We start from the raw sequence: 12,238 nt of genomic DNA, 5'->3' as shown, positions 1-12,238 counted from the left end.
TCCACGGGACGCCGCGGCGCGACTAGGGGCAGATCTCGAACGCGTAGCCGGCGGCGTCGGGCGTGCGCAGATCGCGATCGCGGAGCACCATCGAGGCGGGGGACTCGTCGTCGGCGCACATCTCGGCGAATGGACGGGGGAGCTCGTCGGTGTACTCGATGTCGATGACGTGGTCGCCGTAGACCGCGGTGTACGCGCCGCACTCCGTGTAGGCCGCGCACTCCTCGGTCACCGCGAAGTCGAAGCCGGCCCGGGATCGCAGCGCCTCCGCGTCCTCCGCGGCGTTCTTCTGCCCGGCGGCGAGCCCCGCCGCATGCGCCGCGTCGACGAACAGCGTCGCCAGCGCGAGATTGTCCTCGAGGGTGAGCGACCCGTCCGAGCGCGTGTACGAGTCGAGGTTGTCGAACTCGACCGCGTCGAAACCGGCGTCCGCGCAACCCTCGATCCAGGGGACGGCCAGGGCGGCGATCCGCTCCCGGCGGTCGTCCGTCGACGTGTCCAGGAGTGCCTCGTCCGGCCAATCCGGATCGAAGACCACTGCGCCGTCGTGGTGCAGGAGGAGATCCTCCGCCCACAGATCGAGCTCGCCGGGCTGTGTCTGGAAGCCGTTGACGTAGCAGATCGAGTACACGCCGGGAGCGGGGTCCGCACTCCGGTCCCGGCCCACGATGCCGACCTCGGCAGCCGGATCGTACGCGCCGCCGAGCTGGTAGTCGGGAACGGCACCGGCGGGCGGGAGCTCGAACGACGCGGTCGGCGACGGCGGCTCCGCCGGGGCCGCGCATCCTCCGAGTGCGAGCAGCAGCGCGGCGACGACCGACAGTGTCGCGCCCCGGAACCGGCGGTTCAGTGCGTCGCCCCGTACAGCTCCGCGATCTCCTTCGAGCCCATGCCCTGGGCGTAGGTCGGATGCTGGGGCCAGCCCTCCGGAGAGTCCTCCCACTCCTCCTGCCGTCCGTAGGGGAGCAGATCGACCAGTCCCTGCAGATGGCTCAGCCGCTCGGTCCCGCGACCCGCGGTGTGCCAGGTGCGGTAGACCGTGTCGCCGTCGCGCAGGAAGACGTTGACGCCGAAGCCCGCGTTCGGGGGCGCATCCATGTCGGCGCCGAAGGTGCTGTCGGCGCTGGAGTACCAGTCCATGCGGTTGCCGACCCGGTCGCGATAGGCGAGCGCCTCCTCGATCGGTCCGTTCGTCACGATCACGAAGCGGGCGTCGTAGTAGCGCTCGAGCACGTCGAGTCGCGTGAACTGCGAGGTGAAGCCGGTGCACCCCGCGCACTGCCATTCGCTCCCGTCCGACCACATGTGGTTGTAGACGATGAGCTGCGAGTGCCCGCCGAAGAGGTCGGCGAGGCGCGCGGGGCCGTCGGCGCCCACGAGCGTGTACTCCGGGAGCTCGACCATGGGCAGCCGCCGTCGCTGCGCGGCGATCGCATCGAGCTCGCGGGTGGCGGCCTTCTCGCGCACCCGCAGGGCGTCGAGCTCGCGGCGCCACGTCGCGGCGTCGACGACAGGGGGAAGGGGCGTCTGTGCGGTGCTCACGGTGACCTCCGGATGCTGAGCGACGGTGCGTCCAGTCTGCGCGCGGCCGCCGACACGGTCAATGCGGGTCGGACCCGGAGGCGGCTACGTCGGCCGGCACCGCTTCCACCGGATTGCGGCGGATGCCGATCCACGACACCACGCCGCCGATCACGAGCAGGCTCGCGGTGACCCACGCCGCGCTGTGGAAACCGTCGAGGTCGAGGGTGCCGCCGACGATGGTCGACAGCATCGCGACCACCAGCAGACCGGCGACGCGCGAGACCGCGTTGTTCACGGCCGAGGCGATGCCGGAGTGGTTCTCGTCGATCGCCCCGAGGATGGCAGCGGTCAGCGGTGCGACCGTGAGCGAGAGGCCGAGGCCCATCACGATCATGGCCGGGAGCACCTGCCACCAGTAGTCGAAGTCGGCGGCGACGAGGAGCAGCATCAGCGCGCCGACCGCCATGATCAGCGGGCCGACCGTCATGAAGATGCGCGGACCCCATCTGCCGGCCCACTGCCCGGCGCGGGAGCTGACGAGGATCATCAGGATCGTCATGGGCAGGCTCGCGAGTCCCGCGGCGGTCGCGCTGAGACCCGCGCCCTGCTGCAGGTAGACGCCGACGACGAAGCCGTTGAGCGACAGCGCCGCGTACACGAAGAGGGTGGCGAGGTTGCCCCAGCCGAAGTCGCGCACGCGGAACAGCCACAGCGGCATGAGCGGCGAGGTGGAGCGCTGCTGGCGCACGAGGAACAGCGCGAACAGGGCGGCACCGCCGAGCGCCGGGATCCAGATCGCGGGCGACTGCCATCCCATGTTGGGCTGCTCGATCAGCGCGAACACCACGGCGCCGAGTCCGATCGCGCAGAGGGCACCGCTCCACCAGTCGACCTTGATGCCGCGGGGGTGCTCCGGCAGCTTCAGGCGGGCGAGGAGCAGCAGGGTGATCCCGATCGGGATCACGTTGATCAGGAAGACGAAGCGCCAGGAGAGGAAGTCGACGAACAGCCCGCCGAGCAGGGGGCCGACCAGCTGCGCTCCGGTCGTGAACGCGGTCCACACGCCGATCGCGCGGGACTGCACATCGGCGCGCATCGTCGCGGTGATCAGCGCGAGCGAGCTCGGCACCAGCAGGGCTCCGGCCGCTCCCTGCGCACCGCGCGCGATGATCAGCATCAGCGGATCGAATGCCGCGGCGACGGCGATGGACGCCACACCGAAGGCGATCAGTCCGATGCGCATCACGAGCACGCGGCCGTACGCGTCGGACACGGAGCCGGCGAGCAGGATCAGGGCGCTCAGGGTGATCAGATACGCGTCGACGACCCACTGCTGGGTGGTGATGCCGCCGCCGAGCTCGCGGCTGATCGCGGGCAGCGCGACGTTCACGACGGTGCCGTCGAGGAAGGTCACGAACGATGCGAGCACCGCGATGGAGATGACGAGCCGCTGGAGCGGGGCGAAGGATGCCACAGGCCGACACTACTCCCGGTGGCGGACGTCGGGGCGGGTCAGGGGACCGGTGACGGCTGCGGATCGGGCCGCGGGGGCGAGGGCGGTACCGGGTGCGGTACCGGGGTGCCCGCGACGAGGAGTCGCGCGAGTCCGGCGGGTCCCTCTTCCGCGACCGTACGACGCTGCCGGTCGGCGCCGGTGCCGAGCGTGCGCAGCCGGGCGAATCCCTCGCCGACGCGATCCTCGTCCCCGCTCTCGCGGAGCGCGGGAGCGATCACGGCCAGCATCCGGTCGGCGACGGCCCACGCGTCGTCGACCTCGCCGGTCGTCGGGTCGATCAGCCGGGCGTCCATGCCGCGACGGGCCGCCGTCCACAGCGAGGCGTCGATCCCGTCGACGCCGACGTGCTCCTGCCGGTGATCGTCGGTCAGCACGATCGCGCGGGAGAGCAGCGCCGCGAACACGGAGTCCTCCGCGGTCAGCTGCGCGTCGAACACCCGCACCTCGACGGTGGGGAAGCGCTCCGAGATCCGCACGGCCCAGGAGAGCGAGGCGGTCTCGGTGATCGCGCGCAGGTCGATGAGCCGTCGCACCTGCGCACGGTAGTCGTCGTAGTCGCGGAAGCGCGGCGGGCACCAGGACGAGGGCAGTCGTCGGATCAGGATGCTCCGCCAGCTCGCGAAGCCGGAGTCCCGTCCGTGCACGAACGGGCTGTTGCCGGTCAGCGCCAGCAGCACCGGGAGCCAGCCCCGCACCCGGTCGAGCGCGCGCACCCGCTCCTCGTCGTCGCCCACCTCCACGTGGACGTGGAGCCCGTTCACCTCGTGGTCGCGGGTGAGGTGGCCGAGCTGCTCCGCGACGTCGTCGTAGTGCGGAGAAGGGGAGACCGCGGAGGAGCGGGTCGTGGCGTAGGGAGTGCCGGTGCCGGCGGCGATCGCGTGCTGCTCCTGGGCATGCCAGCCGATGAGGCCGCGCAGGTGGCGCAGCTGCGCTTCCGCGTCGGCCGCCGTCGACACCGGCTCGGTGAGGCATTCGATCTGCGAGCTCAGGTACTCGCGCGTGACCTCGCCGCCGGTCCGCATCCGGGTGATGCGCTCGCGTGTGCCGGAGGCCAGGGTGACGGGCACCAGCGAATGCTCATCGAGGAACAGGAACTCCTCCTCGATGCCGAAGCGCGCCATCCGGAGCCTCAGTGATTCCTGAGGGCGGAGATCAGCTCGGACTTCCGCTTGCCGCTGTAGCCGGTCAGCCCCAGCTCCTTGGCTCGCTGGCGCAGCTCCGGCACGGTCCAGTCGTCGTAGTCGCCGTGCTCTCCGCCGCGACGACCGACCGCGCTGCGTCCCTCCGTCGCCGCCGCGTTCGAGATGCGCGCGGCCTTCTCCTTGGAGGCGCCGTCATCCCGCAGCTCTTCGTACAGCTCGGGATCCTTCAGTGAATTGTTGCGTCGTCCTGGCACGTGCTCTGCTCCTTCGCGCACTCGGAGGGTGGAAGTCAACCCCCTCGGGCAGATCGGCTCCCGCGGCTAGCGTGGAGGCACCGCAGTCGGGCGTTCGCGCCCCGAAAGAAGGGAAAGACCGATGAACATCCTCCTGATCATCGTCATCGTCGTCGCAGTGATCCTTGCGATCACCGGAGGACTGGTGCAGTCGCTCCAGTTCCTTCTGTGGGTCGGGCTCGTCCTCCTCGCGATCGCTGTGATCGCCTGGCTGATTCGAGCCATCAGCGGCAGCCGCAAGGTCTGACACCACTGAAGGTCTGACCCGATCGAGGTGAGACCCGCCACTGGCGGGTCTCACCTCTTTCCATGTGGGGAGCGTTACTTGTCGAACGCGTCCCGCACACTGTCTCCGGTCTTCTGTGCGGCGTCCTTCACGTTCTCACCGGCCTGCTTGGCCGAGGCCTTGACCTGATCCGCCTTGCCCTCGGCTTCGAGCTTCTCGTTGTCGGTGAGCTTTCCGACGCCTTCCTTGACCTTTCCGGCGGCCTTCTCGGCGGCGTTCTTGATGTCATCTGCGGCACTCATGTGCTGCTCCTCTCGTAGGCGGATCGATTGGTCACGAGCCTTCCACTCCTCCCGAGAAGGGGCCACGGGATTGACAATCCGCGCGGGCCATGTCAACGTTCCGCCCCATCGATGGCGGCCCATCGACGCGGGCCCGTGGAACGACTAGCCTGGCGCCAGGCGGGTGGTCCTGCCCGCGGACCTCGATGAAGGAAGCGGTGTGCGATGGACTCGATGATGATGGGCGCCATGTCGAAGAACATGGAGTCGATGCCCGACATGCAGATGATGGACATGGCCGTCATGCAGGCGTGCATGGATGCGTGCGCCGCGTGCGAGCAGGCCTGCACGGTGTGCTCGACGCAGATGATGGACTGTTCGCCGGCGTGCATGAACTGCGCGGACATGTGCAACACGATGATGCGGTCGATGATGCGGATGCAGGGCATGACCCCGGCGTCGATGATGGCGATGCTCAACGCCTGCATCGCGATGTGCAAGACGTGCATGGACGCGTGCGCCCGGCACGCCGACGAGAGCGACGTGTGCCGGATGTGCGCTCAGGCGTGCCAGGCCTGCATGGATGCCTGCACGGCCATGAAGGACATGCTGATGGTGAGCGCCTGAGCGCCCGATCCGGTCAGGGGGCGACGCGAGAGGTCAGACGGCGGCGACGTTGAACGGCGTGCCGCCGACGGCCAGCACGCCGTAGCGCGCATGCAGGGCGACCGGAGTGCCCGGAACGGCCTCGAGCGCAGCGCCGGAGCCGTTCCAGAGCGCGTGGGCGTCGCCGTCGAGCGTCCGCACGACGAGGTCGCCGGAGACGGCGTCGGTGGATTCGACGAGGGCGTCGACCCAGTCGGTGGGCGTCGCCGAGGCGAGGCGCGCCTGGATCAGATGCAGGGCGTGGCCCGGGGCGAACGAGGAGCACCGACCGCCGTGACTGCACATGCACGCCGCACGCTCACGCACCGGGAGGGGCGAAAGGCGGTTCAGCGGCGTGGACACGGTGGTCTCCTTCTTGTTCGACGTTCCGGAAAGACTAGGTCGCCTTCTCCGCGGTGCCCAGGCGGGCCGACACGGAGTGAAACAAACAGGTGTAAGCTCGCCGGGTGCTGTCGTCGATGAGCGCCCTCGGGGCGCAGAACGGAGCCGCAGGCGCCTTCCGCGCCGCGGACAGAGGCTGAGGACCCACCGGAGGCGGAACCCCCGTCCCCGGTGTCGCGTCGTACCCGGCATCCGTCGCCGGGATCCTTCCTCCGATCGACTCGCCCTCGCGGCGACCACTCCGAAAGCACCACTCCCATGCGTCCCATCGACGAGCGCGGCATCCGCGCCTCCTTCCTCAACGCCTCCCGCAAGGAGGTCTCCGACCTCACCCTGCCGCCCGGTTTCGCCGAGCTCGACTTCGAGCCGCTCGACTTCCTCGGCTGGGTCGACCCGAAGATGCCCCGTCGGGCCTACGTCGTCACCTGGATCGACGACGCCCCGGTCGGCGTCTTCCTGCAGCGCGCCGAGCAGCGTGTGATCGCCAGAGCCCAGTGCTCGTGGTGCGAAGACGTCACGCTCCGCAACGACGTCCAGCTGTTCGTCGCCCGCAAGGCCGGGCCCGCCGGGCGCAAGGGCGACAGCGTCGGCGTGCTCACCTGCGCCGAGTTCGGCTGCAACCGGAACGTGCGGATCCTGCCGCCGCTGGCCTACCAGGGCTTCGACCGCGAGTTCGCCCGCGACCTGCGCATCCTGCGCCTGCAGGAGCACGTCGCGGGGTTCCTCGCCGAGGTCGCCGGGTAGCGCGTCAGACGATCGGGGCGGTCTCGACGATCTCGAACGTCGAGACCGCCTCCTCGTCGTCGCAGGCGCCGCCCACCCACAGCCGGATCCGCCCGGGCTCGACCACGCGCTCGCCGTCGACGGCGGTGAAGGACAGGCGCTCGATCGGCACGTCGAAGCTCACGCGCTCCTCGGCTCCCGCGGCCAGGGCGATCCGTCGGAAGTCGAGCAGCTGGGCGACCGGGCGGGTCACGCTCGCGACCTCGTCGTGGGCGTAGAGCTGCACGACGTCGACGCCCTCGCGCCCGCCCGTGTTCCGGACCAGGACGGATGCGCGCAGCCGTCCCCCGGGAGCGACGACCGGGTCGACCGTCAGATCCTCGTGCGCGAACGACGTGTAGGTGAGCCCGAAGCCGAAGGGGCGCACGGGCGTCGGGTCGGCGCTGGTCACGTCGGCCCGACCGCCGAGCACCGGGTGCAGATAGGAGTACGGCTGAGCGCCGGCCGACCGCGGCAACGACACGGGCAGCCGACCCGACGGCGAGACGCGACCGCTGAGCACCCTCGCGAGCGCCGGTCCGCCCTCCTCGCCCGGGAAGAACGTCTGCAGCACGGCGACGGGGCGGGCGGCCTCGGGCTCGGCGGTCCCGGCCGTCGGAGCCGGGGAGTTCACGGCGCCGAGGCCGACCATCGCGCCGACCGCTCCGGCGCGGGCGGGAAGCGCCCAGTCCAGCACATAGGGGCGTCCGGTCATGGTGATCAGGATCACCGGCGTCCCGGTCGCGATCACCGCCTCGACCAGTTCGCGCTGGATGCCGGGGAGCTCGAGCGACTCGACGTCGTTCCCTTCGCCGACCGTTCCGCGGCCGAAGAGCCCGGCGCGATCGCCGACCACCAGGATCGCAAGGTCCGCCTGGTCCGCCGCAGCGACCGCACCGGCGATCCCGTCGCGCTCGGTGCCGTCCACGGTGCATCCGGCGGTGTGGGTGATCTCCGCGTGCGGGAACTCCGTGCGCAGCGACTCGAGGACGGTCGGCAACGCGATCCCGGGCGGCGTATCGGGGTGGTGCGCGAGGACGTGATTGACGAAGGAGTAGCAGCCCATCAGCGCCTCGGCGCTGTCGGCGTTGGGGCCGATCACCGCGATGCGGGCGGCCGTCGCGGGGTCCAGGGGGAGGACCGCGTCGTTGTGGAGCAGCACGACCGACTCCTCCGCCAGTCGGCGCGCGAGCGCACGGTGCGCGGGAGAGTCCAGGTCGATGTCCGTGGGCGGACGCGAGAAGTCGGCGTCCAGCAGCCCGAGATCCTCCTTCTGGGCGAGGACGCGGCCGACCGCCGCGTCGAGGACCGCGGCGGGCAGCCGACCGTCGCGCACCTGATCCGCGAGGGTGAGGTAGGCGTCCGGCGAGGGGAGCTCCACGTCGATGCCGGCCGTGAGCGCGAGTCGTGCGGCGTCGGCCGAGTCCGCGGCGACCCGGTGCATGCTGCGCAGGAAGTCGACCGCGAAGTAGTCCGACACCACGACGCCGTCGAAGCCCCAGCGCTCCCGCAGCACCCCGGTGAGGTAGCGCGGGTCCGCGGCGACGGGCACGCCGTCGATGTCGGTGTACGAGTTCATCACGCTGCGGGCTCCGCCCTTGCGCACGGCCATCTCGAAGGGAGGGAGGAGGATGTCCTCGATCTCTCGCGGCCCGGCGTGCACGGGGGCGTGGTTGCGCCCGGCGCGGGAGGCCGAGTAGCCGACGAAGTGCTTGAGCGTCGCGTGGACCCCGGCGCTCTGGAGTCCACGGACGTAGGCCGTGCCGATCGTTCCGACCACCAGCGGATCTTCGGCGATGCACTCGTCCACCCGCCCCCACCGGGGGTCGCGGATCACATCGAGGACCGGTGCGAGCCCCTGATGGATGCCCAGGGCCCGCATGGAGGCACCGATCGCGGCGCCGACCTGCTCCACGAGCTCGGGGTCGAAGGAGGCGCCCCAGGCCAGCGGCGTCGGGAAGGTCGCCGCCTGCCAGGCCGCGAGGCCGGTGAGGCACTCCTCGTGGACGATGGCCGGGATGCCGAGCCGCGTCTCCCGTTGCAGCCGTGCCTGCTCCGCCCACAGCCAGTGCGCGCGCTCCCGCGGATCGACCGGCCGGGTGCCGTAGACGCGGGTGAGGTGCCCGATGCCGTGCACGCTCGCCTCCTCGTACCTGGTCGAGCTCTTCTTCTCGCCCGCGAGCGGGGCCACCACCTCGTCGCCCTGGTCGACCCAGAACCCCACGAGCTGTGCCTGTTTCTCCTCGAGCGTCATCTGCCCGAGGAGCGCCTCGACGCGGGGGGAGAGGCGGGGAAGGCGGTGAGGGGACACGGTTCTCTCTTTCTGATGCGGGGTCGTGCGGTGCGGCTGCGCGGTCAACCCTTGACCGCGCCCGTGAGGCCGCCGACGATGCGCCGTTCGAACAGGCTGAAGAAGATCAGCGCGGGGATCATCGACAGGGAAGTGAACGCCAGCACCTTCGCGGTGTCGACCGAGTACTGCGAGGCGAACGACTGCACCCCGAGCGGCAGGGTGAAGGAGGCGGCGTCGTTGAGGATGAACAGCGGGAGCAGATAGCCGTTCCAGCTCCCGATGAACGCCAGGATGCCGGTCGTGATCACCCCGGGGAGGGAGAGCGGCAGCACCATCCGCCAGAAGAAGCCGAGGCGGCTGCATCCGTCGATGAACGCCGCCTCCTGGATCTCGTCCGGGATCGCGCGCAGGAACGGCACCAGGATGATGATCGTCGTCGGAAGCGCGAACGCGATCTGGGGGAGGATGACCCCGCCCAGCGAGTTCATGAGACCGAGGCTGCGGACGACGATGTAGAGCGGTGTGATCGCGACGGTCAGCGGGAACATCAGACCCGCGGCGAAGAACGCGTAGAGGACTCCGCGCCCGGCGAACCGATACCGCGCGAGCACGTAGGCGGCCATCAGCCCGAGCGCGACGACGCCCAGGGTGGTCGACAGGGCGACGACGAGCGAGTTGAGCACCTGGCGCCAGAAGATGTCGCCCGTGAGCACGTCGAGGTAGTTCGCGAACACCCACGGCTGCGGCAGCCCGGCGGGGTCGGCGGTGATCTGGGCGTTGGTGCGGAACCCGCCGACGATGATGTACGCGATCGGGGCGAGCATCAGCCCGACGGCGATCAGAGCGATGAAGTACACCGCCGGGTTCGCCCAGGGCAGCCGCGGGCGTGCGCGCCCCCGGAGGCCGCGGGGGCGCGTGACGATTACGGAGGTGGCAGTCATCGGTCCTTCTTCTTCCGTCGGGTGGAGGATCCCGTCAGCGCGCCCTGGGTGTCACGTCGCAGGACCGCCCGCTGATAGATCAGGGCGACGACGAGGGAGATCAGGAAGAGCACGACCGCGACGGCGTTCCCGTATCCGTAGTTGCCGGCGTTCCGCCCCTCGGAGACCATGTACGTGGCCATGGTCGAGGTGCCGGCGGTGGAGGCGATGTACTGCCCCCAGATGATGTACACGAGGTCGAAGAGCTGCAGCGACCCGATGATCGACAGGAACGCCCAGATGCGCAGCGTCGGTGCCAGCAGCGGCAGCGTGATGCGCCGCTGGATCTGCCAGTACGAGGCGCCGTCGATCGCCGCCGCCTCGAACAGCTCCTCGGGGATCCCCTGGAGGCCCGCGAGGAAGAGGATGACGGCGAAGCCCACGTACTTCCACGTGATGATCGCCATGAGGGTCCAGATGGCGATGCTCGGATCGGACAGCCAGTCGTTCGCCAGGAAGCCGAGTCCCATGTCGGTGAGCAGGGCGTTGAAGGCACCGCTGGTCTGGAGCATCAGGCTCCAGCCGGTTCCGACGACCACCTCGGAGATCACGTACGGGACGAAGATCAGCACACGGATCAGCGACTGCCCGCGCATCCGCCGGTTCAGCAGCAGCGCCAGCGCGATCGCGACCGGCCCCTGCAGCACGAGCGACATCACGAGGATGATCCCGTTGTGCGTGAGGGCGTCGTGGAAGAGCGGGTCCTGCAGGATCGTGAGGTAGTTCTTCAGGCCGACGAACTCCGTCGGCGGTCCGTATCCCTGCCAGCTGAAGAAGCCGTAGAACGCGGCCATCAGCACCGGGAAGATGACGAAGGCGAGGAAGACGAGCAGGGCGGGCCCGGCCAGAAGGATCACTTCCAGCCGGGCGGTCGCCTCACGCCTTCGCCGCGGCATCCTTGACAGCCTTGACGATGTCCTCCGGTGTTCCCTGTCCCGCCAGCATGCTGACGACGGCGACGTTCAGGGCGTTGCCGATGTTCTGTCCGTAGACGGTGTCGAGCCACTGCGACGCGTAGGGGGCCGCGTTGTAGGTCTCCAGGATGGTCTTCAGGTACGGCTCGGTGACCGCCTCCTGCGCCACCGTGTTCACGGGCGGGGCGTTGAACGCCTTGTAGTACGCGGTCTGCACCTCGGACGTGCCCAGGTAGTTCAGGAAGTCGCCGCACGCGGCGGGGGCGTCGACCGAGCAGGAGAACCCGTCGACACCGCCCATCATCGATCCGGGGAGTCCCTCTCCGCCCTCGATCTCAGGGAAGGGGAACCAGCCTAGGTCGGGGAGCGGCTTCTGGTCGGGGGTCAGCGAGCCGATCACGCCCGGATCCCAGGCGCCCATCAGCTCCATCGCCGCCTGGTGGTTGGCGATGAGGCCGGCGGAGCTGCCGGCGCCCTGCTGCGCCGTGGTCGTGAGGAATCCCGAGTTGAAGGGCTCGGTCGCTGCGAAGTCCTGCAGGTCTTCACCGGCACGCACCCAGCAGTCGTCGCTGAAGTCGCCCTCGTCGGCGGCCTTCGCGAGCGTGTCGGGGCTGCACTCGCGCAGCGCGAGCCAGTAGTACCAGTGGGCGGCGGGCCAGGCGTCCTTCGCGCCGAGGGCGATGGGCTCGACGCCGGCGGTGCGCAGGGCCCCGGTCGCCGCCTCCAGCTCGTCCATCGTGGTGGGGTTCTCGGTGATCCCCGCCTGGTCGAACAGGTCCTGACTGTAGAAGAGCCCGCCCGGGAGCACGGCGATCGGCATCGCGTAGATCTTGTCGTTCAGGCTGCTCGCCGAGTACGCGGCATCCGGGATCTCCTCGGCCGCCGGTCCGCTGATCACGTCGGTGAGGTCCTTGAGCTGGCCGGCCTTGACCATGGCGGCCATCTTGCCGCCGCCGCGCTGCAGGAAGATGTCGGGGGCGTCGCCCGAGTTGAGCGCGGTCTGCAGCTTGCCGTCGAGATCCTCGTTCTGGATGGACTGGATGTCGATCGTGACGCCGGGGTTCTCCTTCTCGAAGTCGGCGACGGTCTGCTTCCAGAAATCGACCCCGGGGCCGGTCGTCGAGTTGTGCCAGAGGGTCATGCTGGTCGAGCCGCCGTCGTCGCCGGAGTCGTTCGCCGTGCAGCCGGAGAGGGCGAGTGCCCCGACGGCGAGAACCGCCGCGGAGGCGAGGGGGAGCCTTCTGCTGATCATGTGATTGT

General features: G+C 69.9%; 14 protein-coding genes. 3 read left to right on the top strand and 11 right to left on the bottom strand.

Annotated elements, in window-relative coordinates; all coding sequences use genetic code 11:
* Positions 1–22: 22 nt before the first annotated feature.
* Genes AC07VM_RS04100 through AC07VM_RS04080 form a run of 5 tightly spaced genes read right to left on the bottom strand, consistent with a single transcriptional unit; the run spans position 23 to position 4,436 of the window.
* Positions 23–850 carry an endo alpha-1,4 polygalactosaminidase gene (locus AC07VM_RS04100; protein ID WP_416383349.1) on the bottom strand — a complete coding sequence of 276 codons (828 nt, stop codon included), beginning with the start codon at positions 848–850 and terminating at the stop codon, positions 23–25.
* A complete protein-coding gene (locus AC07VM_RS04095) occupies positions 847–1,542 on the bottom strand; it encodes a DUF899 domain-containing protein (RefSeq protein ID WP_267415826.1) in 696 nt (231 codons plus the stop codon). The genes AC07VM_RS04100 and AC07VM_RS04095 overlap by 4 nt, the downstream gene beginning before the upstream one ends.
* Positions 1,543–1,600: 58 nt before the next feature.
* On the bottom strand, positions 1,601–2,998 hold the full coding sequence (locus AC07VM_RS04090; RefSeq protein ID WP_267415825.1) for an MFS transporter: 1,398 nt from the start codon (positions 2,996–2,998) through the stop codon (positions 1,601–1,603).
* 38 nt (positions 2,999–3,036) lie between these two features.
* Entirely contained in the window at positions 3,037–4,161 is a 1,125-nt protein-coding gene (locus tag AC07VM_RS04085) for a carboxylate-amine ligase (protein ID WP_494910071.1), read from the bottom strand.
* Between the two features lie 8 nt (positions 4,162–4,169).
* Complete coding sequence (locus AC07VM_RS04080) at positions 4,170–4,436, bottom strand: DUF7218 family protein (RefSeq protein WP_494910070.1); 267 nt, start codon at positions 4,434–4,436, stop codon at positions 4,170–4,172.
* A gap of 121 nt (positions 4,437–4,557) precedes the next feature.
* Here AC07VM_RS04080 and AC07VM_RS04075 point away from each other — a divergent pair, with 121 nt between their 5' ends.
* Positions 4,558–4,722 carry a hypothetical protein gene (locus AC07VM_RS04075; protein ID WP_017201713.1) on the top strand — a complete coding sequence of 55 codons (165 nt, stop codon included), beginning with the start codon at positions 4,558–4,560 and terminating at the stop codon, positions 4,720–4,722.
* 74 nt (positions 4,723–4,796) lie between these two features.
* Here AC07VM_RS04075 and AC07VM_RS04070 read toward each other — a convergent pair whose 3' ends face one another.
* Complete coding sequence (locus tag AC07VM_RS04070) at positions 4,797–5,003, bottom strand: CsbD family protein (RefSeq protein WP_494910069.1); 207 nt, start codon at positions 5,001–5,003, stop codon at positions 4,797–4,799.
* Positions 5,004–5,252: 249 nt separating this feature from the next.
* On the opposite strand from AC07VM_RS04070, the gene AC07VM_RS04065 reads away from it, so the two are divergent.
* Entirely contained in the window at positions 5,253–5,609 is a 357-nt protein-coding gene (locus tag AC07VM_RS04065; protein ID WP_494910068.1) for a four-helix bundle copper-binding protein, read from the top strand.
* A gap of 33 nt (positions 5,610–5,642) precedes the next feature.
* On the opposite strand, the gene AC07VM_RS04060 is transcribed toward AC07VM_RS04065, so the two are convergent.
* Positions 5,643–5,990 (bottom strand): hypothetical protein, encoded by a 348-nt coding sequence (locus tag AC07VM_RS04060; protein WP_494910067.1) that lies wholly within the window; start codon positions 5,988–5,990, stop codon positions 5,643–5,645.
* 297 nt (positions 5,991–6,287) lie between these two features.
* Here AC07VM_RS04060 and AC07VM_RS04055 point away from each other — a divergent pair, with 297 nt between their 5' ends.
* Positions 6,288–6,773, top strand: coding sequence for an FBP domain-containing protein (locus tag AC07VM_RS04055; protein WP_267415819.1), 486 nt, complete (start codon positions 6,288–6,290; stop codon positions 6,771–6,773).
* A 4-nt stretch (positions 6,774–6,777) separates the two neighbouring features.
* On the opposite strand, the gene AC07VM_RS04050 is transcribed toward AC07VM_RS04055, so the two are convergent.
* Genes AC07VM_RS04050 through AC07VM_RS04035 form a run of 4 tightly spaced genes read right to left on the bottom strand, consistent with a single transcriptional unit; the run spans position 6,778 to position 12,230 of the window.
* Positions 6,778–9,102, bottom strand: coding sequence for a beta-xylosidase/alpha-l-arabinosidase (locus AC07VM_RS04050; protein WP_494910066.1), 2,325 nt, complete (start codon positions 9,100–9,102; stop codon positions 6,778–6,780).
* A 44-nt stretch (positions 9,103–9,146) separates the two neighbouring features.
* Positions 9,147–10,025 carry a carbohydrate ABC transporter permease gene (locus AC07VM_RS04045; RefSeq protein WP_494910065.1) on the bottom strand — a complete coding sequence of 293 codons (879 nt, stop codon included), beginning with the start codon at positions 10,023–10,025 and terminating at the stop codon, positions 9,147–9,149.
* Entirely contained in the window at positions 10,022–10,960 is a 939-nt protein-coding gene (locus AC07VM_RS04040) for a carbohydrate ABC transporter permease (RefSeq protein ID WP_494910064.1), read from the bottom strand. Before AC07VM_RS04040 ends, AC07VM_RS04045 begins: the two co-directional genes overlap by 4 nt.
* A complete protein-coding gene (locus AC07VM_RS04035; protein ID WP_494910063.1) occupies positions 10,941–12,230 on the bottom strand; it encodes an extracellular solute-binding protein in 1,290 nt (429 codons plus the stop codon). Before AC07VM_RS04035 ends, AC07VM_RS04040 begins: the two co-directional genes overlap by 20 nt.
* Between the last annotated feature and the right edge of the window lie 8 nt (positions 12,231–12,238).

Source organism: Microbacterium sp. GW821-FHT01D02, assembly GCF_059422585.1.
Note: the sequence above shows the minus strand (reverse complement) of the source record. Positions and strands in the feature narration are given on the sequence as shown.

What these genes read in the sequence shown, in the direction of transcription:
- AC07VM_RS04085 (WP_494910071.1), bottom strand. Translation starts at nt 4,161, where the DNA reads ATGGCGCGCTTCGGCATCGAGGAGGAGTTCCTGTTCCTCGATGAGCAT.
- AC07VM_RS04075 (WP_017201713.1), top strand. Translation starts at nt 4,558, where the DNA reads ATGAACATCCTCCTGATCATCGTCATCGTCGTCGCAGTGATCCTTGCG.
- AC07VM_RS04070 (WP_494910069.1), bottom strand. Translation starts at nt 5,003, where the DNA reads ATGAGTGCCGCAGATGACATCAAGAACGCCGCCGAGAAGGCCGCCGGA.
- AC07VM_RS04065 (WP_494910068.1), top strand. Translation starts at nt 5,253, where the DNA reads ATGCCCGACATGCAGATGATGGACATGGCCGTCATGCAGGCGTGCATG.
- AC07VM_RS04055 (WP_267415819.1), top strand. Translation starts at nt 6,288, where the DNA reads ATGCGTCCCATCGACGAGCGCGGCATCCGCGCCTCCTTCCTCAACGCC.
- AC07VM_RS04045 (WP_494910065.1), bottom strand. Translation starts at nt 10,025, where the DNA reads ATGACTGCCACCTCCGTAATCGTCACGCGCCCCCGCGGCCTCCGGGGG.
- AC07VM_RS04040 (WP_494910064.1), bottom strand. Translation starts at nt 10,960, where the DNA reads ATGCCGCGGCGAAGGCGTGAGGCGACCGCCCGGCTGGAAGTGATCCTT.
- AC07VM_RS04035 (WP_494910063.1), bottom strand. Translation starts at nt 12,230, where the DNA reads ATGATCAGCAGAAGGCTCCCCCTCGCCTCCGCGGCGGTTCTCGCCGTC.